We start from the raw sequence: 23,539 nt of genomic DNA, 5'->3' as shown, positions 1-23,539 counted from the left end.
AACTCCTGAAATTATTCCCTGCCTATTAGACTATCTCCGAAAATTAAATGGGCGTGGTTTGAAACCATTGTAAAGACGTTCCATGGAACGTCTCTACAATCTTTACCGGAGATGTCTATTACTTAGGGCTTGCTCGATAAACCGAAAACCTCAATAAATTAAGGTGTCTTCAGTCCGCAGAGTGTCAAGACACCGTTGTGTACAGTTATTGTCAGAATTCATTTAGACAAGTCGAAGAAAATATTATGGCATTCAGTATTAAAATCCAACTATTTGCTGATAATGACGGTCTTATCAGCGATGCTGTTGATAGCGTTATGGCTGGAAACAGTTTTTATGCACAAATTTTAGTTGGTGACTTCCGTAGTGATGCAGTCGGATTAATTGGTTTTTTGTCTTCCATACAATGGAATCCAAATATTCTACAATCTTTGGATGATCCTTTTAACCCTGATGAAGTTATTACCTCAAACTTTCCCGCCGTTTTTGGTGGTACTTTAGATAACACTGTTGGGCGGATTGGCGATTTAGAAGCGGGGGCTTTACCTGCATTTGATTTCGGTCAAGCAATAGGTGTTGATAAACTAGAACCCTTTGCTACTCTTCACTTTTTAGCCGAAGCAGATGTTACCGCTTCAGATTTTGTCCTGATTCCTAATCTATCGGGCTTGGCTTTTACCGATGATTATGTAAATAATGCACCCCTGATTCCCACCCCAGGGGCTTTTTTAGAAAATAGTAATAATATTATTCTCACTGTTTCTGACCCTAATCCACAAGATACTGTAACCTTTGCTATTACAGGGGGAGCGGATCAATCTTTATTTACTCTTGATCCCACAACGGGTCAACTCACGTTTAATAGTATTCCTGATTTTGAAAATCCCATTGATAGTAATCAAGATAATATTTATGAGGTGCAGATTACAGCCCACGATAATTTTGGGGAACCGGCAACGACTACTCTGAGGGGTTTAACTGTCTCTGCACTGAATATACAAGTTACCAATGTTAACGAAACCCCAACAAATCTAACCCTTAGCAATACCAATATTAACGAAAATGTCGCCCCTCTGACTGTAGTTGAAGATTTCAGCACCACAGATCCTGATGCGGGTAATACTTTCACCTATACTCTGATAAGTGGTGTGGGAGACACTGATAATAATCTCTTTACTATTAGTAGTAATCAACTGAAAATTAATGCTTCTCCCGATTTTGAAACTAAGAGTAGTTACAGCATCCTTGTCAAAACCACAGACCAAGGGGGGTTAAGTTACGAAAAACAATTAACTATTGGGGTCAATGATCTTAACGAAGCCCCAACAAGTCTAACCCTTAGCAATAACAGTGTTAACGAAAATGTCGCCCCTCTGACTGTAATTGGAAACTTCAGCACGACGGATGTTGATGCGGGTAATACGTTCACCTATACTCTGATAAGTGGTGCGGGAGACACTGATAATAATCTCTTTACTATTAGTAGTAATCAACTGAAAATTAATGCTTCTCCCGATTTTGAAACTAAGAGTAGTTACAGCATCCTTGTCAAAACCACAGACCAAGGGGGGTTAAGTTACGAAAAACAATTAACTATTGGGGTCAATGATCTTAACGAAGCCCCAACAAGTCTAACCCTTAGCAATAACAGTATTAACGAAAATGTTGCTCTTCTCACTGTAATCGGAGATTTCAGCGCCACAGATCCTGATGCAGGTAACACATTATTTACCTATAGCCTGGTAAACGGTGCAGGAGACACGGATAATAATGTCTTTACCATTAGTAGCAATCAACTAAAAATTAATGCTTCTCCCGATTTTGAAACTAAGAATAGTTACAACATCCGTGTCCAAACCACAGACCAAGGAGGGTTAAGTTATGAAAAACAATTAACTATTGGTGTTAATAATGTTAACGAAACCCCAACAAATCTCATCCTTAGTAATACCAGTGTTAACGAAAATGTTGCCCTTCTGACTGTAATCGGAGATTTCAGTACCACGGATATTGATACGGGTAATACCTTCAGTTATAGCCTGGTAAACGGTGCAGGAGACACGGATAATAATGTCTTTACCATTAGTAGCAATCAACTAAAAATTAATGCTTCTCCCGATTTTGAAACTAAGAATAGTTACAGCATCCGTGTCAAAACCACAGACCAAGGGGGGTTAAGTCATGAAAAACAATTAACTATTGGTGTTAATGATCTCAATGAAATTATTGGTAATCCTTCAATTAACAATGGACGTAACCCAATTGTAGGAACTGCTGTTTCTGACTACATTATAGGCGGTCCAGGGGCAAAAACCATTACCGGAGGTGCGGGTAATGATTTGTTCGTATTTACCGATCTTCGAGATGTGGGACAACGGATTACGGATTTTACTGTGGGAGCAGACAAAATTGTTCTTACTAAATTAATCAGTAGTATAAGTTATAATGGCACTAATCCTATTGCGGATCAATACATCAGATTTGTAGCGGGAACAGGTAGTAATACTGGTAGTACCTTTTTGCAAATTGATCGGGATGGGATTTCCGGTAGTGCCATATTTAAGAACTTCCTTCAGATTGACAACATCACTACCACCCAGTTAAATAACGTTGATAACTTTGTCTTTTAACATTTTCTATCAGGACCTCTATGTTGACTCAACTTAAAAACCCTCTGATCACCATCGGTATAACCTTGTCCACTGGTATCAGTTTCATGGCAATCTCTGCTCCTGCTTACTCTATCACCTTAGTTAATTTAAACACTTTTAACTCCATTGGAGATGTTAGTAGTAACAAAACAGTTATTTACTCAGGTTTATTGAATACGGTTATTACTGGTGGTGGTACTGATAGTTTAGAGGCATTTCTGAGTATTGATCCGAACAATTTTTCAAATGCTATTCCAGACAATCAATATGGTTCAGCCATTAAAAGTACCTTCACTAACATCAATTCTGGAGATGTGTTTAGCTTCAACTGGGATTTTACAAGCACAGATCAAGATCAAGCTTTTGTAACGATTGCCAATAATATTCAACCCTTAACTGGTAATAATGGTACTTATAACTATGCCTTCACTTCACCGGGAAGTTATAATGTTGGTATTGGGGTTGTTGACGTTAATGATTCAACAGGTCAATCAACTCTCACCCTAAGTAATGCTCAAATTCAGGCTGTTCCTTGGGAAACTGATACCCTACCAATATTAGGTAGTACAATTCTTTTTGGTATTGGTGTTTGGGCTAAACGTAAATACACTGACAATTCTAAATCTTGACACTCCCTAATTAATAATTTTAATATGTCTATCAAAGTTGGAGATACCGCGCCTAATTTTAGTCTACCTACCCAAAACGGCGAAAATGTTAGCTTGGCAGACTTTCGGGGTAAAAAATCCGTTGTTCTCTATTTTTATCCCAAGGATGATACACCAGGATGTACTATAGAATCTTGCGCTTTTCGAGATCAATATGCAGTATTTCAAGCCGCTGGCGCTGAAGTTATTGGTGTGAGTGGTGACTCTAGCGACTCTCATCAAAAGTTTGCAAATAAATACAATTTACCTTTTACACTTTTAAGTGATCAAGGTGATAAAGTCCGAAAACAATATGGTGCAACTACCGCTTTTGGTTTTATTCCCGGCCGAGTCACCTATGTGATTGACAAAAATGGTGTGGTTCAGTATGTACTTGATTCCATGTTGAACTTTAAAGGCCACGTTGAAGAAGCATTGAAAACCCTGCAACAACTAGCAGCATAAATTAAGATCCCCGACTTCTCAGAGAAGTCGGGGATCTGACTCTCGATAATTAAACTCTAGATTTTTCTGCTACACCAACATGAGCAGATTTGCCATTTTTACCGTTGCCGTTACCGTTATTACGAGGTTGAATTACTCCATAACCGCCGTGATTACGTTCATAAATGACGTTAATCTCTCCACTTTCTGCATTATGAAACATATAAAAGTCATGTCCCACCAGTTGCAGTTGTTCTTGCGCTTCTGCCAATGTCATTGGTGGCATGGAGAAGTATTTGGTGCGAACAACCTCTTGGGGTAATTCAGCGGTGCGATCGCCTATTAAATCCGCTGCAACTGTTTCGGGCGCTACTACTTCGTTAGTTGATATAGGTTGAGTTTTATGATCCTGCCTTTTTTCCTTATATTTCCGTAATTGCCGAGCAATTTTGTCGGCAACTAGGTCAATACTTGCATATAAGCTTTCGCTGCTTTCCTCCGCACGGATAACACTACCATTAGCATAAATAGTTACTTCTGCCGCTTGCTTCGTACTTATTCGGGGATTGCGAGCTACGCTTAAATGGACATCCACTTGATTGGTGATGTTCTGGAAGTGACTAACTGCCTTTTCAATCTTTTGATGCACATATTCACGAATTGCATCAGTGATTTCAATATTTTTACCGTGGATGACAAGCTTCATGTAAACTCTCCCGCTCAATATTATATGTGATGTTTTCAGTTAGGAATAGAAATTGCGGTAAGGCCTATCACTGCCACCAGCATAAATCGCCACCTATCCCTAAGACATTGCCTTTTAGCATTTTTAACACTTCTTACATCATGTTTGCGCTATTTATCGTCTTGTTTCCAACTGTTTACCAAGGAATTGGCTGTTTGAAGCAAAACTATTGAATTAGGCCTTTTGAGATATATTTCTTTTAAACGCCTACTTCTATGGAACTTTACCAAAATAGGAGTGCTTGCCGTTCTATAAAACTTACCCAAAATTACCAAAGTCTAGACACATCTGGACAGCGATAACCTTAGTGTTTACTTCCTGCTTCATCACGGTCTTAGAATGGCTTCTAAGAGGTTTTTCCGCTCCACAGGCAATCTCGGTAGAACTTACCGTTTCTGACCGTAGTTCCTAAAAGGAACCCTTTTCTTGTCCCCCAGTCTTGTTCACTATTGTATAGAGAATACAACCATTTTGGGAAATTTGATCCTGATTGATACAAATAAATTTTTAAGTTGCCATCAGTCAGTAAATTAGCTGGTATTGTCTTAGCTTAATGCTCTTCTCCCAACGCCCATTCAGGTTATATATTCAAACTAGCACCTTGTGGTTTATAAAATATATTTCCTTGACGTTCCTTTAAGATCCTTTGCATAGCTTGACATTTGTTCGTTATATTTTTGGGAAATAAGAGGTAAGTAGCTTAACACAATTAAATATAAAACCTCTCTCCAAACCTGTCCCCTACCAGGGGAGAGGCTTTGACTCCCCCTTCCCTGGTAGGGAAGGGGGTTGGGGGGTTAGGTTTATATTATATTTTTACATTTTTTAACGCCCACTTACTTATCGGGTGTCTTCCCTCTTGCCTCTTTCTTGCTTATCACCTATTCACTGATGATTCCTAGCACTCAATTGAACCCGTACCGTTGTTTACTATATAATGTTGGCGTAATGCCTTATGAAACCGCTCATCAGTGGCAGCGATCGCTCGTTGCAGAACGCATTCACAATCCAGAACTAGATGATGTCTTAATTCTACTAGAACATCCCCCGGTCTACACCTTGGGGACAGCAGCAAATCCAGAATTTATTAAATTTAATCTTGACAAAAGTGATTATGATGTGCATCGCATTGAAAGAGGCGGCGAAGTTACCTATCATTGTCCCGGACAATTGGTAGGTTATCCCATTTTAAACTTACGCCGTTATCGTCAAGACTTGCATTGGTACTTGCGTCAACTTGAGGAAGTATTAATTCGCGTTTTAGCAAATTACGACTTGAAAGGAGAACGGATTCCTGGTTTTACCGGAGTTTGGCTAGAAGGATACAAAATTGCTGCCATCGGCATAAAAGTGAGTAAATGGATTACCATGCACGGTTTTTCCTTAAATGTTTGTCCAGACATGACAGGATTTAAACAAATTATCCCCTGTGGCATTATTGATAAACCAGTCAGCAGTTTAGCCAAATGGATTCCTGACATTACCTGTAACCAAGTCCGTCCTTTTGTCAATCAATGTTTTGCAGAAGTATTTGGTGTGGAATTTGAGGTTGATAGATCTCCGACTAGCACCGCAGTGCGGAATTAAAAATTAAAAATTAAAAAAGCAGATTACACAAGCTTTTGTCAAATTTTTAATGGTTGATTGACTTACGCCGTTGTGTACTAGCTACAAAAATCTTTACAATAAAGAAGAATAGCAATCATACATAATACAAATTAAAAATCATGGGAATATTCGGATTTGGCAAAAAGTCAGCCATACCTACACCTGAGCAAGCCTTACCAGGACGCGCAGAAGTAATGCGAGTATCAGTACAACATTATGTTAATAAAAATCGTCTTCAAGCACCTTTTCCCCAAGGCTTAGAAACCGCCATGTTTGGTTTAGGCTGTTTTTGGGGAGCAGAACGCAAATTTTGGCAACAAGAAGGAGTTTACACCACTGCGGTAGGATATGCGGCTGGTTACACACCCAACCCCACCTATCAAGAAGTCTGTAGTGGCATGACCGGTCACAATGAAGTAGTATTAGTTGTATTTGACCCCAAAATCATTACTTATTCCCAACTGTTGAAAGTGTTCTGGGAAAGTCACAACCCCACCCAAGGAATGCGTCAAGGGAATGATGCTGGTACTCAATACCGTTCAGGAATTTACGTTTATTCACAAGAGCAAAAAGAACTAGCAGTAACATCACAGAACGCTTATCAACCAGCCCTCAGCAGTGCTGGGTATGGCAAAATTACCACAGAAATTTTAGATGCACCAGAATTTTACTATGCTGAAGAATACCATCAGCAATATTTAGCCAAAAACCCCGGTGGTTATTGTGGTTTAGGTGGTACTAACGTAGCTTGTCCCGTAGGTATTCCTGAAGCACAAGTTAGTTAGAACCATAGAAATCAACATCATATCGTAGGTTGGGTTGACGCAAGGAAACCCAACAAAATCCTCGATCATCTTGGGTTTTGTTATGTTATAAACACTAGAATTCACATTTTCTCTTAATTTAAATACTATGTCCTTACTCAAAACCTCGCTTACAGGCTTAAAAGCAGACTCATTCCGTCATCCTCTGGACTTGGAAGCCACCAAAACTCTCAAACAAATTCCCGGTTTAGATATGATGGTGCGAAATTTGCTCGGTCCCATGGCCGAACAGGTTTTCTATGTGGAAAATATCGCTTCTAGTATTTTAGTAGGAGAAAAACAACTTCCTGATTTACACAAGTTACTATTAGAAGCTTGTCAAATTCTGGATATTGATCCACCTCAGTTATATGTGCGTCAACACCCAGCCCCTAACGCTTATACCTTTGCCATGCGAGGTAAGCAGCCTTTTGTGGTCATTCATACATCCTTGATTGAAATCCTCACCCCTGAAGAAATACAGGCTGTAATTGCCCATGAATTGGGTCATCTTAAATGTGATCATAGCGTGTATTTAACACCTGTGAATTTATTGATTTTAGCTGCTGCCATTGTCCCAAATGTCGGTGCTGTTTTGGCTCAAGCTATCCAGTCACAATTATTAGAATGGGTCCGCTGTGCTGAGTTTACCTGCGATCGCGCCGCTTTGTTAGCTACCCAAAATCCGAAAGTTGTCATGTCAGTATTAATGAAGTTAGCCGGCGGTTCTCCCAGTTTAGCCCCCCAACTCAATTTAGATGCCTTTGTTGACCAAGCTCGTGCCTATGATGACATTAGTAAAACGGAATTGGGAGAAATGGTCAAATCCGCCCGCACAGCCCAATTAAGTCATCCTGTCCCCGTATTACGAGCGAAGGAAATTGACCGTTGGGCAGGTAGTCAAGAGTACCAAAAATTAGTGCAAAATCACGGCATTAATCACAAAAGTGAAACTATATCTCAAGGTGGATGGAGGAATTGGTAGATTTTGCTAGAGTCAATCAAGATATGAATTCTTTATCAGCGATTAATTTATTTGGATATGAACAACTAGCAAAAGAGCATCTTTCCCAGATGGCTTTTGATTATTACAGCAGTGGTGCATGGGATGAAGTGACCTTGCGGGATAATCTCGCTGCTTTTACAAGAGTGAAACTTCGTCCGAAAATGTTAGTTGATGTTAGTAACATTAACCTCACTACCCAGGTTTTAGGGGAATCTTTGCAATTACCCCTATTAATCGCACCCATGGCTTTTCAATGTCTGGCTGATCCAGAAGGAGAAATTGCTACAGCCTTAGCTGCGGCTGATGCAGGTGTGGGCATGGTGTTGAGTACCCTTGCTACCAAGAGTTTAGAAGAAGTTGCCACAGTTGCCAATGGTTTGCAATGGTTTCAGCTTTACATCCATAAAGATCAGGGTTTAACTCAGGCTTTGGTGCAACGAGCATACACCGCAGGATACAAAGCAATTTGTCTGACGGTAGATGCGCCTATGTTGGGAAAAAGAGAACGAGATCAGCGCAATGAGTTCACTTTACCCCCTGGCTTACATCCCGCTAATTTAACTAATATCTCTGGTTTGGACATTCCCCAAGCACCAGGAGAATCTGGTTTATTGACTTATTTTGCTCAACAAATTAACCCCGCAGTCACTTGGAAGGATTTGGAATGGTTACAATCTCTGAGTCCCCTACCTTTGGTAGTGAAAGGAATTTTACGGGCTGATGATGCTGTGCGGGCTGTAGAATATGGAGCGCAAGCAATTGTAGTTTCTAATCACGGTGGTAGACAATTAGATGGAGCGATCGCTTCTTTGGATGCTTTACCTGATATTATCGCCGCAGTAGACGGTAAAGCCGAAGTCCTATTGGATGGTGGTATCCGTCGGGGTACAGATATCCTCAAAGCCTTAGCTTACGGTGCTAAAGCCGTACTCATTGGCCGTCCGGTGTTATGGGGATTAGCGGTAGCTGGAAAAATTGGCGTATCTCACATCATTTCCCTATTACAAGATGAGTTAAATTTGGCAATGGCTCTGAGTGGTTGTGCCAGTTTGGGGGATATTGATTCTAGTTTGGTGAGCCAATTACCAAAAAATTTCTAAATTAAATCTAATTACCTCTTGCCAAACTAAAAAAAATAGGCTATACTTACAAAAGTGACACCCAAGGGCGGGTGGCGGAATTGGTAGACGCACCGCACTCAAAATGCGGCGGCCGTGAGGTCATAGGAGTTCGATTCTCCTCCTGCCCATTTAGAAAAATAAATTCGAGCCACAGACACGAAATAATGTCTGTGACTGGTCTCTCGTGAATATTTCTTTGCTTAATACAGCGGTTTCCGCTCTTATGATGTACAAAGGTGGTGGGGGCATCTTAGCCGCTAGATATGTACCTCATAGCACCGGGAAGTGCTGTATAATTCCGAAATTAAGTAGGGCTGGCTGAATAAAGCTATACTCAACACGGCTTATTCATTTGATTCTGTGGGTAGGGGTTTAGCACTGCTAAACCCCTACAAATTTAGGTTTTTCATAATTTCCTAAAAGTCCATGTCCCAACCGTGTTTAGTATAAAGCCGTTTATTAAAAAGCGTTTCGTGGATTTTTAGAACAAAAAAATGCAAAGTTTTGGTTTATGGTGTCTCAAAACAGTTGCATTTTTCCTTGTCGGATCTAGGAAATTGAGGATATCCAGATAGGTGAAACAGTTAAGATTTCCCCACCCATGGCTTAAGCCACGCCTCGCTATCAGCAAACCTAACTAACCGCTTGACTCTTAGTATAGTAATATGAACTATACCTATAATTATAGTTATATCCGAGTCCTCGGAATTTGTCGCCGTTGACTACTAATCCTAGTAAATTGATGGGAGATGCTTTTAGCGTATGAACAAGTTGCTTTGCGACTGATTTATCTGTTTTATCAATTCTTACAACTAGCATCACACCATCAGTATGAACTGCTACCAATCTAGCATCTACTAATCCTGACAAAGGAGGAGTATCATAAATCACCAGATCAAAATGCTCGGTGAAATAGTCCATTAGTTGACTCATTTTATCTGATGAGAGCAACCGGGCAGGATCGGGTGGTACAGGACCTGCGGTAATCACAGATAAATCATCAAATCCAGGCACTTTTTGAATTACTTGCTCTACATCTATATCTGAAGAAATTAAACTAGTTATTCCCCACAGATTATTTAATTTTGATATTTTGTGAACCTTGGGTTTGCGGAGGTCACAATCTACAAGTAATACTTTTTTCCCCATGACCGCGGCTGTTTTTGCCAAGCTAAATGCCACCGTACTTTTACCATCTCCGGGGACAGCAGAGGAAACAACTAAAGACTTAATTGGTCGATCAGAATTAAGCAGTTGAATATTACTATATAAAACTTGCAAGGATTCCCAAAATGATCCCTGTCCATAATAATAGCTGGATCGGGAAGGACGACGAGGAGAAGTGTTAGATTCATCACTTACCATAAGAGGGTCTACAACTACTTCTGGTTCTTGATCTTTTCCTCTCTTTCTCAGGTTGAAAGATCGACTCCCAACTAAGTTTTTATTAAAGGGAAGAGATCCTAATAAAGGCACTCCCATCTTATCCTGGACATTTTCAACACTGTGATAGGTATTATCAGTCTGTTCTCTGAGAAAAGCAGCACCTATGCCCAACAAAGAACTAGCCACAAATCCCAATAGTAAACTCCGGGGAACATTTGGGGAAATTGGATATCTTGGTAGAGTAAATGCTTGGATTAATTCCCAAGGTAGTTCTGTTTGTGCTACGTCTATTTGTAATTGTTCACGTTTAGCTAAAAACCTCGTCAAACTCTCATTTGCTAGTTGTAAATTCAGTTGAATGTCAGTGTATTGTCTAGAGAGAATTGGTAGTTGTTTTAATTCGCTTTGTAATTGTTGTTCTGCTTGTGTCAGTTGTTGATTATCTACTTCTACTTTCCGAACGAGAACAGCCGCTTGAGCTATTCTAGTGTTCAAAATTCGTTTTGCTTCTGCATTGATAATAGGTAAGAGATTGTTTCTTTTCTCTTGTAAGGTTTGAATAACTGGGTTATCAGTTTGAAATCGAGCTAATTCTCCAGATATTTGAGTATCTAATTGGCGCTGTTGGGCAATTAACTGTTGGTAAAGAGGAGCATCATTGAGAATGGCCAATTGTTCTTCTGGTGTCTGCAATCTCAGATAATTATTTTTAGCAGCGGCTAACTGTTGATTTACAGATAGTCGTTGTTGTGCCAAAGATTGGAGTTTTCCAGTAATTATTCCAGATTGGCTTTCTGGACTAATAAAATTGTATTTTTGGCGAAATATTTGCATTTCTTTTTGCAACTGTGTCACCCGATTTTGGATATTGGGTAGTTGTTGATTCACAAATTTAACGCCTTGACTTAGTTTGGTTTGCCGCTTGTCTAGGCTGTATTTTAAATAGAATTGAGAAAATGTATTCAAGACGAATTGAATTTCTTGAGGATTATTACTTTGATAGCTGATTTCGATGATTTTTGTTGTTCCAACACGACGAATATTTAAACTTGAAACAAGGGAATTATAGGTAATTTCAGGATATGATTGTTGCAATGTTTTAATAATTGGTTCTAGCAGTTCTGAACTTTTGAGAACTTGAATTTGACTTTCGTAATCTAGTCCAGGTTTAGAAAAAGGAGATTCTACCTCCAGGTTTATTTTCCCTACTTGATCATCATTATTAACAGGTTCAACTAAGATTTGAAAGTTTCCTTGATATATAGGTTCTTGCTTCAGTGTTGAATAAGTAACACCAGTCATACCAGCAGAAATAACCGCTACAATGATAATTGCTCGGCGTTGTAAAAGTTCAAAAAAGCTCTTAAAACTTAGACCATCAGACTGTTCCTGTTCAGCAAACTGAGAAAATGTAGAATCTGGAAATGATCCAGATGTAGGAATGATGCTATTGATAGAATTGGTCTGGTTTGTAATTTGCTTATTAAGCATTGATTTCTATTGTGTAAGTGGTAAGGGAATGATATATAAACGTTTTTACTATTGTGAAGAAATTGCTATTTGTTAATTCAACAACTCAATTAAGCTGGAAGATATACTTAAATGGAATTTGTCATAAACCAAACCTTGGTATAATTTTCATGCCTGAGATTTTGTATAAACTTAGAGATAATTAGGTCATGCCACTATTTTAAGCTTCTGGAATACCAAAAACAATGTATTTGCACATTATACTCTTACTCATCCAGTATTTGTATATATTGCCAAAACAGACAGTATTTTTTTATATACTAATTTTTGCAACTATTCATTTTTGGTGGTGCGAGACACAACATCTTCCCATTCTGTCCTTTTTTTGATTGGTTGAGCCGGATTTCCTGAGTAGATGATACTAGCTTCTAAGGATCTACCTGTGACACTACCTAATGCTAAAACTGCTCCCCTACCAATGGTGACACCAGGACCGATAACTGATTTAGCTGCTATCCAACTGCTTTCTTGAATATGAATGGGGGCAGGAATCAGTTTAAAATTGGGGTGATTCCAGTCATGATTACCAGTACAAAGATAAACGCCTTGGGATAAACACACATGATTTTCGATGACTACGGTTGCTAGATTGTCAATCCAGGTATTTTCTCCAATCCAAACATGATTACCAATGGTCAAGCGCCAGGGAAACTTAATGCGGACTCCAGGCTTGATATTCACACCTTTGCCGATACTAGCTCCAAAAAGCCTCAGTATCGAAACTTTTATAGATGAGATAGGTAGCCAATAACTTTCAACTAATGGTGAGCCAATAAAGTACCATAAAAGTTGTTGACTATATGGCGCTCCGGGTGTGTAGCTGCCGACTGTGTAATTGTCTAAACGCATAAAATGGGGGGCGAAAACGTGGGTTAAAGCTGGCTCCTGTCCGACCTGAGACAATCCACAACAGGGAACGTCCACTATCACGAACAATGCGAAGTATAGATTCTCTAGGTTGTGGAGAAGGGATAGAGATAGGAGTAAAAGTAATACCTTGACTTCCTAAAACTAAGGTAGCAATAGTTTTAGCTCTGGGCAGATGAAAGGCAGAGGTAATTAAGTAAATATGTTGAATATGGCGCTGTTGGAAATCTTTAACGAGCGTAGTAAAATTAGTAACAGTGTCAACAGCACGGTAGTCAAGGTGAATGCGATAAGTGGGAATAGCTACAGCTTGGAAAATGGAAAAAGCTTGGGCTGGGGGAGCGCCACTAGAGATCCAAATATCTAAATTGGGATGGTTTTGAGCAAATTCTGCGGTAAATCTTTCCCGATCCGGACTACCACCAAGGGTAAAGATAACTTGGGGATAGGGGGCTTGGTAGGAAGCGATCGCTATTCGGATGGGTATAATACTTAGAAATATCATGATCAAGCCTGTGGAGGCAAAAACTACATACTTTGCAATTTTGCAATGCAACAATTTCATTAGAGATATTACTTAAAGTTTCAATTTCTCTGCTTCAATTATATGTATGCTGAGGAGAATTTCTGCCAATACTCGCTGAAATGTATAATACCAACCATGCCAACCGTCAAGAATACCACCTTTGATAATCAGACAATAGACTAAAATTATTAAAGGTGCTAAAACTTTCTTTTTGCGGATGCGATCGCTGATTAATTTAGATTTCTGTTATGATCTTATTTTGGCGATTCCTAGGTCGCGCTATCTCTATTCCTTCGGAACGCTATGCGAACGAGTCCCGTCAGGGATACGCTATCGCATTTCCCAAGAAAAACTTTAAAGCAAGTATCTAATTGGAAAGATTCATTCGCTCAACAATAAACCTCGACAGGGAAAATCTGATCAAATTATTGTGTCTACCACAATCTTTGGATTGAGTAGCTGTCGAAGGCAGAATCTACACTGAGAATTGGCATTTGGCTGGCTATGGACTGAGCTATGAGCATCCGATCAAAGGGATCTCGATGGTGGGGGGGAAGGCTACCTAAAGTCCAAATATGGGCTAATTCAAGAGGCAGCAATTGGATGTCATTAATCTGCTGCTGGACGGCTAACAGTTCGGATAAGGTCATATCAAAGCGGAGTTTACCCAACTGGAGTTTAATTTGCATTTCCCAGATGCTGGCTATACTCAGGAAAAGGATATTGCTTCGGTCTAAAATCAGGCTACTGGCTCTTGTAGAGAGTTTCTCTGGACAGATGCCGCACCAAATGAAAGAATGGGTATCTAGCAATAGATTCATTCTTCACCTAGCCAAAATTCATCCGGGAGGGGATTGTTAAAGTCTTCGCTCATCCATCCTTTGCCTTTTTGGAGTCCAAGAATCCGAGGTGGTTGGGGAATAATGTCTTTAATGTGTGGGTGGACATATTTTTGGCTAAGGAACTCAATGAAGTCTTCAATTTGCTGAAGCTGTTCGGGAGGAAGTGCTTGGATCTTGTTGAGTAGTATCTCTGGCTTAGGGATGATTTGGGTTGTCATATTACCGTCGGGGTTCATGTTTTTTATTTTTGGGTTCGCTCAATATCTATTTTCTCTGCTTCTATTATATGTATACTCAGCAATATTTCTGCCAATACTCTCTGAAATGTATAATACCATCCATGCCAACCGTCGAGAATACCGCCTTTGAGGATGAGACAATAGATGAAGATTATTAAAGGTGCGAGGATTTTGCGTTTACGAAGGCGATCGCCTATACTAAGTTCATGCTCTGGTGTTTCTAGAAGTTTTTTACTTTCAATTACCATATAACGATCTTGCGCCCATAACCAACGACTCAATGGTTTGCGATCGTCGTGGTGAATGTATGCTGATAATTGACTAGATTTACCTTGTACAATCACTTTATGAGCGTGTCCATCATCTTGATAAATTGCTTTTTCTCTTTTATAAAGGACTTTGCGGGGTGGAAGCAAAGTACCACGTAAGGGTTTACCAAAAACACAGTATTTGAACCTGACACTATAGCTATTTATAGCTGAATCTATTGGCAAAGATGTAATTTCCCGAATTAAATCATCGGTTAATATATAATCTGCATCTAGAGATAGTACCCATTCTGATGTAATTTTTGACAGTCCATAATTGCATTGATTAGCAAAAGAATCAAATTTTCTTTGAAATACTTCTAATTGAGGGTAGGAAGACAAAATTTCTAATGTTTTATCTGTGCTATAACTGTCAATTACAACAATCTTGTTAACCCAATTGAGTTTTTCCAGGGTGCGATTGATATTGAGCGCTTCGTTATAGGTAAGGATGAGAGGAGTAATTTGTTCTAACATTAGGATATTTAAATAAATTCTTGTTATTGAACTATGGTACTAGAACACAACATACTTTTCCAAAGATAGGGAAATCTACCCGCAAACTTAAACTTGATATTTGTACAGTTTTCTGATTTAAGTAAAGCCGTCATAGTTGGTACAGAAAAGAATTTGATATGACCACCATCCCAAAGAGCGGTAAAATGGTTGTCCATTTTCCCTGTAGCAGCCATAACTAAGTTTTTTAGATAACCATGATAGGGTGTGGTAAGTATTAAACGACCATTGGGTTTGAGGAGTTTTTTAGCGCTTCTGACTAATTCTTTAGGATAAAATAAATGCTCAATTACCTCAATAGAAATCACAATATCAAAGTTGTTTCCTAGTTCAGAATATGGTAAATCGTAAATGCTACCTTGAATAAAGTGACAATTGGGAAAAGTTTGATTAGCCAATTTTACACCTGATTCAGATTCTTCAACACCAACAACCTCATAACCCTGCTGTGCTAGGAAATTGCTTAAACTACCATTACCACAGCCAATATCTAAAATCCGAGGTTTTTGTTTATTGGGGGGGGGTAGCATTTCTGACATCATTTCCATAAGTGGTTTTAGCAAATAACCATGATGATGTCCAGCTTGACTATCTTGATAAGAATATTCGTATTGGTTAGGTGTGTTAGTCATTTGTTTGAATAGATCATTTGGTAAGTTAGGTCTTTTACTGGAGATTCTAACCATTGATTAAAAATAGCGATCGCTGCTGGGATTTTTGCTATGATGGTTTATGTTTGTCTTTTATTCACATCTTTCTGATTATCCCATAATCCGCCAGGGAATTAATTCCCTGTCTAATAGCTCAAGTCTACTGAAGTAGACTAAAGATTAATTTTCAGTCCCCTGAAGTAAACTGGATTCTTGGTTTCGGTAACTTACAAGTCTTTTACTGGAGATTCTAACCATTGATTAAAAAGAGCGATCGCTGCTGGGATTTTTGCTACAATTACTTCTGTTTGCTTGGCTAGTTCTAATACTCTTTCTTTTCGCAGTTGCAGATTATAATTATGACGTGCTAAGTGTCTAAATTTGCGAGAATCATTTAATTGTAATAATAGTGAACCTTGCCATAAAGGAGGACGATTTTCTCCACCAATTTCTGCCATTTGTAACAATAGTTGTTCATGCCAATTTTCCGCTTTTGGCATACCTGCAGAAATGCTTTTTTCAGTTAATTTTATTTAGATCTCATCTAAATTGACTCCCAAAGCCCGCAATTTTTCAGCTAATTTGTCTGCCCGTTGTTTCTCCTGTTCTGCTCTTTCGGCAAAAGTAGGAATCCAATCACCATCTTGATTATACCAACGTAGCCACAAACCTTCTGTACCTTGATATTTTCCCGCCCAAACTCCTACTCCTAATTCCAACTCAGGAAACCAGAATTTTGGTTCTAACAGTTCCACTGCTTGATATTTTGTCCCAAATAGTTGAAATACTCGGAGACGATTTTCATATCTATCGAAAATAACATAATATGGCGATCGCAAATACTGTTCATAAGCCTGCCATTTTGTCGGCGGTTTATTCGCGCTTCTTAATGTTTGTCCTAAATCTTCTGCTTCCGTACCTGGTGATAATAATTCTACTATTAAAAATGGAAATAATCCTTCTTGCCAAATCACATAACTCCAGCGCATATCCTCCTGTTTTTCAGAAGCAGGCACTCCTAACACTAAAAACCAATCTGGTTTTTTATACCATGAATAATGGCGAGGATCATAGTATAAGTTTAAATCTGTACCAATGAACATTTCCTCCCTGGGATAAACGGGAGATTGACAGGTTTCCCGTAATAATTGCGGTTGAAAGTCATGAAATTCGTCTGGCAACCATGGCTTCTCTGGATTTTCACTAGGTAAGTCATACATGGTTGGCATGGTTTCCCATGGTGGACGGGGATGAATTGTGGAGTCTAATTCTTCATTAATATCCTCACTGGGTAAATCATACATGGTGGGCAGGTTTTTGTGCGGAGGTGCTTCACTTTGATACATGATGACTATCTCCTGTGTTTCATCTTAACAAGAAGTCGGGGATATAAAAATTATATCTTCATACACTGAAACCATTTTTAATGCTATTTTATCCCATGTATAATTATTCAATATAAACTGACGAGCGCGATAGCGAAGCGCGACCTAGGAATCGCCCATTTTTTTTAGCTGATTGAGGATGATCTAAGAAATTCTGAAAATTTAAACTTGAGGGTTACTAAATCTCCTCGGAATTAATCCCCATAGATTGAAGTTTTTCAGTTAATTTAGCAGCTTTTTGTTCAGCTTCCTCAGCCCTTTGACGTTCTTGTGCTACTAATTCACTTCCCCAAAGTAATAAATTTCCTGATTTATCCCACCAACGTAACCAAGAGGTTTCCATTTCCGCTTTTTTTCCGATCCATACACCTAGAAATAGGTTTAAGGATTCTAAATAAAATCGCTTATTTTCATCTGGGGATTGTTGTTCATATTTACCGTCTACTAAATGGTAAACACCTAATGTCCCTGTTTGGGGATGGAAAATTACATATACAGGAATTCTTAAAATTTGCTCATAAAAATACCATTTGCCATAAGGTTGTTTTATTATACATTCATTTTTGAAATATGAACCCACCCTAACCCTCTCTAAGAATTAGAGGAATTTGAAAAGTTAATTAGATTTTGATACACTGAAATCATTTTTAGGGCTATCCTATCCCATGTATAATTTTCTAATATAAACTGCCGGGCGCGATCGCCCATTTCTTGAGATTTTTGAGAATGATTCAGACAATGTTCAATCACGCTGGTAATTTCTACAATATCTAGTTCGGGAACGTAACCAACATCATTCTCCTGAATCATAGAAGCTAAAGCTACACCAGGAGTGACAATAGTAGTTAGACCTGCTGCCATTGCTTCGAGTACAACAACTCCAAAATTTTCAGAATGAGAAGTCAGAACAAATATATCAGATCCTTGTAGTAAAGTATCTTTCATTTCACCTGTCACAAATCCAGGACGATGGGTGCAATGATCAAGTTGATTATTAATCAATATTTCACTGATTTCGGTTTCATAATCTGGAGAGCCATTACCTGCTAAGATGAATGTAAACTCTTTACTTTTTACTTTACTCAGAGCCGGAATTAGATAATCTAATCCCTTTTTATAATGTAACCGTGACATAAATAAGATAATTGTTTGCTCTGGAGGTATGTTAAACATTTCCCGTAATTTTTGACGAGCTTGGGGAATATCTGCCGGAATTTGTAGTCCTAATGGCATAACAACGGGTGGAACTCCTAACCCTAAAAGTTCAACTTCTTGAACTTCCTTTGTGGAAGTTAGTTGTAAAATATGACTATGTTGAAGATTACTTTTTTCTATCAGTGATAAATATATCTTTTTTTTCAGTTGACTCTGTTGTAAAGACCATTCACACAGTAAACCATGCGGTTGATTAATATAAGGTACTTGCTTAAATCTAGCAATTATCATTGCTACAGTTGAGGCATAAGAAAATAAAGCATGAATATGTACTAAATCATATTCATGAATATGTTTCCATAGCCATTTGGTTAACTCCCAAGAAAAGGCAAATTCCCGAACAAAAGAGACTTGGGGAGAGAAGCGGGGAAAGAACCTAGTAGGAATTTCTTGATACTGAGTCAATTGACATAATGGAACATCTAGCAAATCAGTTCCGTTGTCATTAGTCGTTACTAATTCTACGTTAACTTTGGTATTTTTGAGAGATTGCAGCATTTCCAAGACGGCTTGGCTTGCTCCTCCACGGTGTGAACCGACGGAAGGAATGACATGAAGAATCTTCATGATTTAAATGAAAGCTTATGATTGTGGTAATACTGAGAGATTGAGGAATTATACTCTCGCTGTGCAAATTCAATCAAATAGTTACCGAGAACAAGATATAAGAAAACCGCAAGGAGTGAGAATGTCAAATTACCTAATAGATAGGCTTCTGATATACCACCAACTAACAAAGAAAGCAACCCAGCCATAACTACACTGCATTTTAGATAATAGTCTGGTCTAATTTTGGAGAGATGATCCAGCTTGAATATCATTTGTAAACTAGTCCAACCAAACATAAACATTGGTATCGCACCTACTAAACCCATGCTTCCCAAGACACCCAGCCATGAACTTTCGCCAAAGCGCAGGCGATCGCCTACAAAGGGCGCTCCAAATAGGGGATACTCTAGAAATATTCGCCAATAGCCACTCCAAACCCCGTCACGGGTACTGGTGTCTAAGTTAGACCACTTGGAAGAGGTTGCGGATAATAGTCCTGGTGTATCTAGATCTGTGGGACTGAGGGAGGGTAGAACAAATGCTGCAATTACTGCGAAAATCAATACTATTTGCAATAATTTTCCACCCTGACGGCGGAAAAAAATCAGCACTGAAACAACAGCCACAATTGTACCTGTGCGGGATGCGGTCATCAATAAGCCGAAGATTGCCAAAGCTAAAAACCCTACCCAGATCCACTTAATCCAGGAATGTTTTTCATTATGAAAGAATAGGAATAAGAAGGCAGGTATAGTAGCAGTAATCAAAATGGCTGCGTGATGAGGATTGCCCGTAGTCCCCAAAAACCAGCCATGAACGAATGTAATGGCATATTTGTCAATTAATGCTTGATAACCATTAGCAATACCAAATATCACCCCTACCATAGCCATTGACCATACCCCTAGTTGAAAATTCTCTTCATTCTGAAGCCATCTTGATGGACCCAAAATCACCATTAACACTAATCCCCCAAAGGTAGCAGCACTTAAAAAAGCAAAACCTAAATTCCCATAAACTAATATTTTGAAGAAAATTACACTTTGAACTAAGATCAGATAAGTAAGCGGCTGAGGCATGATTTTTTTCCGCCAGATATTCTTTGCCTTTAAAGCAATAAATATTAATAACACCAGCAAAACTATCGTTAATGGTCGTCCAACTTCACGAATTTGCTGGAGGGGAAAAACTAGCGGTGGAGGTTCTTTGATAAATTCGTTGCCGAATTTATTGAGAGATGCAGCAAAACCAAAGATAGCTACCAGAAACCAGCCCAAACGGGGGCTACTTTGGTTAGCTTGTAAAGCGAAGAATAAACCACCACCTAAGAGTATAAAACCCAAAGGTGTGACAATAAAATTAAGTAATTGATTGACAAAATTCATATATGCCTACTTACTGCACAGATTTGATGATGGTTAACCAGCGCTCTGCCCATATTTCTGCTCCATAGGGTTCTGCAAAGCTCTGGGCGCGTTGTCCCCAGATTGGCAAATCATTATAATTATTATGTATCTTGAGTAAAGCTTGGGCTAAGGCTTGAGCATCATTAGCAGGAATAATTATTCCGTTATATCCCGAACGGATAACCTCTACTGATGAACCACAAACTTGAGTGCAAATAACAGGTAAACCAGAAGCAGCGGCTTCAACCAGTGCTAACGGCCAGGGATCAAAACGACTAGGTAATAAAAAAGCCCCTGCATGAAGCCAAATATCTTTCATCTCGCTGGGTTGCACAAAACCTCGGTTTTCAATCCCTGGTTGAGATTGTAGATATGATTCTAATTCACCTTTACCGCAACAAATTAATTTCCAAGGGTCTTGTACTGCTTGGCGATACTGTTGATATGCTGCTACTAAAATATCTATTGCCTTCTCGTGGCTATACCGTCCTACGAATAAAAATGAACGTGGCCAAGATGACTGGTTTCTTGCTGCTAAAAGAGGAGAAAAAGTTTGATAATCTATTCCACACATACCCAAAGGAGAAATGTTTTTCAATGGAATTCCCAAGCGGCGAGCATACTGCCAACTACGCTCTCCATTAACTACAATATGAGCCATACGCTGTAAATAAGAATGCAACATCCAACGAGTTAAATATTGCTTCCAAGTACCCCACCAGGGAGTATCCATACACATAATGAATTTTATATGGCGCAATTGAGATGAGAAAGCTAATTGACGATAGGGTGAATGAAACCATCCACACAGAACTACCACATCAGGATTGTGTTGAATTACCAATTTCTCTATTAATTCTGGTTTATCTCTTTCCTGTAAATCTAGAAGACGGTGAGGAATACCCTGCATTAAGTCATCAGCAAAAGCAGTTTGAGTCCGAGCTTGAAAAGCAATGACAAATACTTCTATCTCAGGTATATCTTGCAATGCTCGCCAGCAAGCTGTCATGTAGCCTGAAATATCAGACCAGCAGAAAATAACTTTAGTCATGAATAATATATAGTTATGTAAGGGTTAAAATTAATCACTTTTGGCATTGAATACCAAGTTCTGATCTCCAACGTTCTGGGTCTTCAACATCGCTAAATAAATCAATCCCAGAATCACCAAATTCAGCCCTGCGAATGTTTTGGAAACCGGCTTTGTTCAATTCTAAAGACAATGAATTGTAATCATACATCCATAAATGAGTGTTACCAGCTAACCAATCTTTGATAAAACTAAGTATATCTCTTTGCCGATGCTCTTTACCCAACCAAGTAATTCTCATAAATTCATGGGCTGCTTCAGGAGTATTAGAGTTAACATAAGTTTTTGCCATAATTTCCAAGTCTGGAACTACTAAGCGAAAAATACCTCCTGGTTGAAGATATCTATAACAATTAGCTAAGGCATAACGCAGTTCTTCTAGGCTGATATGTTCTAAAACATGAGAACAGTACAATAACTCTATACTTTCATCGGGAATTGGTAAACCTTGAACGATATCACCATATTTAACATTTGCTGGATAGCGCCCAAAAGGACCAGATGGAACCAACTTGCCGATAACAGGTAATTTTTGCAAGCGCATAGCTGGACTAGCATCAAAATTTAACCATGTTGGTGGAGCGCAAAGTCCACAACCAAATTGAGTAAAACGAGCTTCTGTGGCTGATAACATATATTTTACCTAGTTATACTCATAAAATGCTTTCTGGACAAGATCAACACAGCGTGACCAAGTATACTGTTTTGCGTGTTCTTTTCCTCGCTGACTATAATCTTGTCGCAGTTGTGAATTTTCCTCAAGTTGGATGAGGATGTCAACAATGGCTGCTGTATCTTCTGGTTCAACAACAATACCTGCTGTTCCTACTACTTCTGGTAAAGAAGCGCGGTTACTGACTACTGTGGGAGTACCTACGACCATTGCTTCTATTGCCGGAATGCCAAAACCTTCATAATGGGAAAGAAACAACAGTGAGGAAGCACAACGCATCAGCCGAGGTAAATCATTATCTGGTACTATTCCTAATAGTTTTACATTAGGTAAATCTTTAGCTGCTGCAATATATTCTGGTTCTGAATCTCCAGCTACGACAATCTGGATATCAGAATTTGTATCTAGTAAACCTTTGGCTACATTGAGGACAAAATCTGCACCTTTTCTTAATCTTAAACCACCAATGACGAAGGTGTAAGAATTGTTGACAGGTTTTTCTAGCTTCAGTGGATCAATTGAGGCAATATCATAAAAAGATTGTTCTACACCACAACCGACAACAACTATTTTATTTGCATCTGCTCCCAGTAATTCAACCATCCGGCGTTTAGAAAATTCAGAAATAGTAAAAATAGCACGATAATTGGCTAAGGCCTTATAAATCCACTGACTCCATTTATAACGAAACCAACGATGTTGACGGGTATTTGACCAAGGTAAATCAGTCTCAAATGCTTGAATATCGTAGATTGTAACTGCTACTGGACAGCGTGAAACTGGAATATAGGTTTCCATTGGTGTAAATAACCAATCTGTGTTTGGAGAAAGGTATTTATCCATTTTAGGAAATTGAGTTAATTTCCACAGTCGTTCGGTGAGGTTCTCCGGTAAAGGGAATGTTTTTAATGGTATATCTCGCAGGGGAGAACGTAAATCAAGTTTACCATCTGCTTGTAACCACTGTTGGGAGCATAGCAACTGTAAGTTTATTGACTCCTGGGATGCTAATCCCAGCAAAGTGTTGTTGATATGTCTTCCCGCACCTGTACAGGGTAAATAGGTACGGGTGGGATGGATATAGGAGATAATGTTCACGAATAAAAATTAAATGTATTAAGTGTTTTTTTCAAAAAGAAGATTTTAAATCTCTTTTTGTGCCTGATAAGTTCCATTTTTTGCTTTTTCAATCCTGTCTAAGTTAAAATGAACTGGGATATAACCAAAATTCATAATTGAATCAACATAGCTTTTTAAGGTTATACCTTGTAGTTCTAAAGCGTCGCCACAATACTCAATCATTCATTTTTGAAAAAATTCATATTTACCTTT

General features: G+C 38.8%; 23 protein-coding genes, 1 tRNA gene and 1 pseudogene. 8 read left to right on the top strand and 17 right to left on the bottom strand.

What is annotated here, in order from left to right:
• Positions 1-245: 245 nt before the first annotated feature.
• From ANA_RS13075 to ANA_RS13065, 3 genes are all read left to right on the top strand, one after another.
• A complete protein-coding gene (locus ANA_RS13075; RefSeq protein ID WP_051155186.1) occupies positions 246-2,630 on the top strand; it encodes a cadherin domain-containing protein in 2,385 nt (794 codons plus the stop codon).
• Between the two features lie 86 nt (positions 2,631-2,716).
• A complete protein-coding gene (locus tag ANA_RS13070; RefSeq protein WP_148279051.1) occupies positions 2,717-3,280 on the top strand; it encodes a PEP-CTERM sorting domain-containing protein in 564 nt (187 codons plus the stop codon).
• A 24-nt stretch (positions 3,281-3,304) separates the two neighbouring features.
• Positions 3,305-3,763: a peroxiredoxin gene (locus ANA_RS13065; RefSeq protein WP_015080530.1), complete on the top strand. Its 459-nt coding sequence runs from the start codon at positions 3,305-3,307 to the stop codon at positions 3,761-3,763.
• A gap of 49 nt (positions 3,764-3,812) precedes the next feature.
• Here the strand turns inward: ANA_RS13065 and hpf are convergent, their stop codons facing one another.
• Positions 3,813-4,448 carry a ribosome hibernation-promoting factor, HPF/YfiA family gene (gene hpf, locus ANA_RS13060; protein ID WP_015080529.1) on the bottom strand — a complete coding sequence of 212 codons (636 nt, stop codon included), beginning with the start codon at positions 4,446-4,448 and terminating at the stop codon, positions 3,813-3,815.
• A 930-nt stretch (positions 4,449-5,378) separates the two neighbouring features.
• Here hpf and lipB point away from each other — a divergent pair.
• The 5 genes from lipB (at position 5,379) to ANA_RS13035 (ending at position 9,153) form a co-directional block, all read left to right on the top strand.
• Complete coding sequence (gene lipB, locus ANA_RS13055; RefSeq protein ID WP_015080528.1) at positions 5,379-6,074, top strand: lipoyl(octanoyl) transferase LipB; 696 nt, start codon at positions 5,379-5,381, stop codon at positions 6,072-6,074.
• A gap of 140 nt (positions 6,075-6,214) precedes the next feature.
• Complete coding sequence (msrA, locus tag ANA_RS13050; protein ID WP_015080527.1) at positions 6,215-6,880, top strand: peptide-methionine (S)-S-oxide reductase MsrA; 666 nt, start codon at positions 6,215-6,217, stop codon at positions 6,878-6,880.
• Positions 6,881-7,007: 127 nt separating this feature from the next.
• Positions 7,008-7,883: a M48 family metallopeptidase gene (locus ANA_RS13045; RefSeq protein ID WP_015080526.1), complete on the top strand. Its 876-nt coding sequence runs from the start codon at positions 7,008-7,010 to the stop codon at positions 7,881-7,883.
• 23 nt (positions 7,884-7,906) lie between these two features.
• Complete coding sequence (locus ANA_RS13040) at positions 7,907-9,004, top strand: alpha-hydroxy acid oxidase (RefSeq protein ID WP_015080525.1); 1,098 nt, start codon at positions 7,907-7,909, stop codon at positions 9,002-9,004.
• Positions 9,005-9,069: 65 nt separating this feature from the next.
• Positions 9,070-9,153, top strand: a tRNA-Leu gene (locus ANA_RS13035).
• 505 nt (positions 9,154-9,658) lie between these two features.
• On the opposite strand, the gene ANA_RS13030 is transcribed toward ANA_RS13035, so the two are convergent.
• The 16 genes and pseudogenes from ANA_RS13030 to ANA_RS12960 all read right to left on the bottom strand — a co-directional run bounded on the left by ANA_RS13030 (position 9,659) and on the right by ANA_RS12960 (position 23,305).
• Positions 9,659-11,902, bottom strand: a complete 2,244-nt coding sequence (locus ANA_RS13030; RefSeq protein ID WP_015080524.1) for a GumC family protein — start codon at positions 11,900-11,902, stop codon at positions 9,659-9,661.
• A gap of 312 nt (positions 11,903-12,214) precedes the next feature.
• Positions 12,215-12,790 (bottom strand): WcaF family extracellular polysaccharide biosynthesis acetyltransferase, encoded by a 576-nt coding sequence (locus ANA_RS13025; RefSeq protein WP_015080523.1) that lies wholly within the window; start codon positions 12,788-12,790, stop codon positions 12,215-12,217.
• Complete coding sequence (locus ANA_RS13020; protein WP_015080522.1) at positions 12,738-13,373, bottom strand: YdcF family protein; 636 nt, start codon at positions 13,371-13,373, stop codon at positions 12,738-12,740. Before ANA_RS13020 ends, ANA_RS13025 begins: the two co-directional genes overlap by 53 nt.
• Positions 13,374-13,385: 12 nt before the next feature.
• Positions 13,386-13,565, bottom strand: a pseudogene (locus ANA_RS27720) (glycosyltransferase family 2 protein); the annotation flags it as partial.
• Positions 13,566-13,768: 203 nt separating this feature from the next.
• Positions 13,769-14,155 carry a type II toxin-antitoxin system VapC family toxin gene (locus tag ANA_RS13015; protein ID WP_015080521.1) on the bottom strand — a complete coding sequence of 129 codons (387 nt, stop codon included), beginning with the start codon at positions 14,153-14,155 and terminating at the stop codon, positions 13,769-13,771.
• On the bottom strand, positions 14,152-14,412 hold the full coding sequence (locus ANA_RS13010; RefSeq protein WP_015080520.1) for a DUF2281 domain-containing protein: 261 nt from the start codon (positions 14,410-14,412) through the stop codon (positions 14,152-14,154). Before ANA_RS13010 ends, ANA_RS13015 begins: the two co-directional genes overlap by 4 nt.
• Positions 14,413-14,417: 5 nt before the next feature.
• Positions 14,418-15,200, bottom strand: coding sequence for a glycosyltransferase family 2 protein (locus ANA_RS13005; RefSeq protein WP_015080519.1), 783 nt, complete (start codon positions 15,198-15,200; stop codon positions 14,418-14,420).
• Between the two features lie 23 nt (positions 15,201-15,223).
• Positions 15,224-15,871 carry a class I SAM-dependent methyltransferase gene (locus ANA_RS13000; protein WP_015080518.1) on the bottom strand — a complete coding sequence of 216 codons (648 nt, stop codon included), beginning with the start codon at positions 15,869-15,871 and terminating at the stop codon, positions 15,224-15,226.
• A gap of 245 nt (positions 15,872-16,116) precedes the next feature.
• Positions 16,117-16,401 carry a ribonuclease toxin HepT-like protein gene (locus ANA_RS12995; RefSeq protein WP_371260406.1) on the bottom strand — a complete coding sequence of 95 codons (285 nt, stop codon included), beginning with the start codon at positions 16,399-16,401 and terminating at the stop codon, positions 16,117-16,119.
• A gap of 21 nt (positions 16,402-16,422) precedes the next feature.
• Positions 16,423-17,235, bottom strand: a complete 813-nt coding sequence (locus ANA_RS12990) for a Uma2 family endonuclease (protein ID WP_015080516.1) — start codon at positions 17,233-17,235, stop codon at positions 16,423-16,425.
• A gap of 217 nt (positions 17,236-17,452) precedes the next feature.
• Positions 17,453-17,854, bottom strand: coding sequence for a Uma2 family endonuclease (locus tag ANA_RS12985; RefSeq protein ID WP_083881460.1), 402 nt, complete (start codon positions 17,852-17,854; stop codon positions 17,453-17,455).
• An 11-nt stretch (positions 17,855-17,865) separates the two neighbouring features.
• Positions 17,866-19,056 carry a glycosyltransferase gene (locus ANA_RS12980; protein WP_015080515.1) on the bottom strand — a complete coding sequence of 397 codons (1,191 nt, stop codon included), beginning with the start codon at positions 19,054-19,056 and terminating at the stop codon, positions 17,866-17,868.
• A complete protein-coding gene (locus ANA_RS12975; RefSeq protein ID WP_015080514.1) occupies positions 19,053-20,423 on the bottom strand; it encodes an O-antigen ligase family protein in 1,371 nt (456 codons plus the stop codon). Before ANA_RS12975 ends, ANA_RS12980 begins: the two co-directional genes overlap by 4 nt.
• Before the next feature lie 10 nt (positions 20,424-20,433).
• Positions 20,434-21,495, bottom strand: a complete 1,062-nt coding sequence (locus tag ANA_RS12970; protein WP_015080513.1) for a glycosyltransferase family 4 protein — start codon at positions 21,493-21,495, stop codon at positions 20,434-20,436.
• Between the two features lie 34 nt (positions 21,496-21,529).
• On the bottom strand, positions 21,530-22,168 hold the full coding sequence (locus ANA_RS12965) for a class I SAM-dependent methyltransferase (RefSeq protein ID WP_015080512.1): 639 nt from the start codon (positions 22,166-22,168) through the stop codon (positions 21,530-21,532).
• A 9-nt stretch (positions 22,169-22,177) separates the two neighbouring features.
• Positions 22,178-23,305 (bottom strand): glycosyltransferase family 4 protein, encoded by a 1,128-nt coding sequence (locus ANA_RS12960; protein WP_015080511.1) that lies wholly within the window; start codon positions 23,303-23,305, stop codon positions 22,178-22,180.
• Between the last annotated feature and the right edge of the window lie 234 nt (positions 23,306-23,539).

Source organism: Anabaena sp. 90 (genome assembly GCF_000312705.1).
Classification (GTDB): domain Bacteria; phylum Cyanobacteriota; class Cyanobacteriia; order Cyanobacteriales; family Nostocaceae; genus Dolichospermum; species Dolichospermum lemmermannii.
Note: the sequence above shows the minus strand (reverse complement) of the source record. Positions and strands in the feature narration are given on the sequence as shown.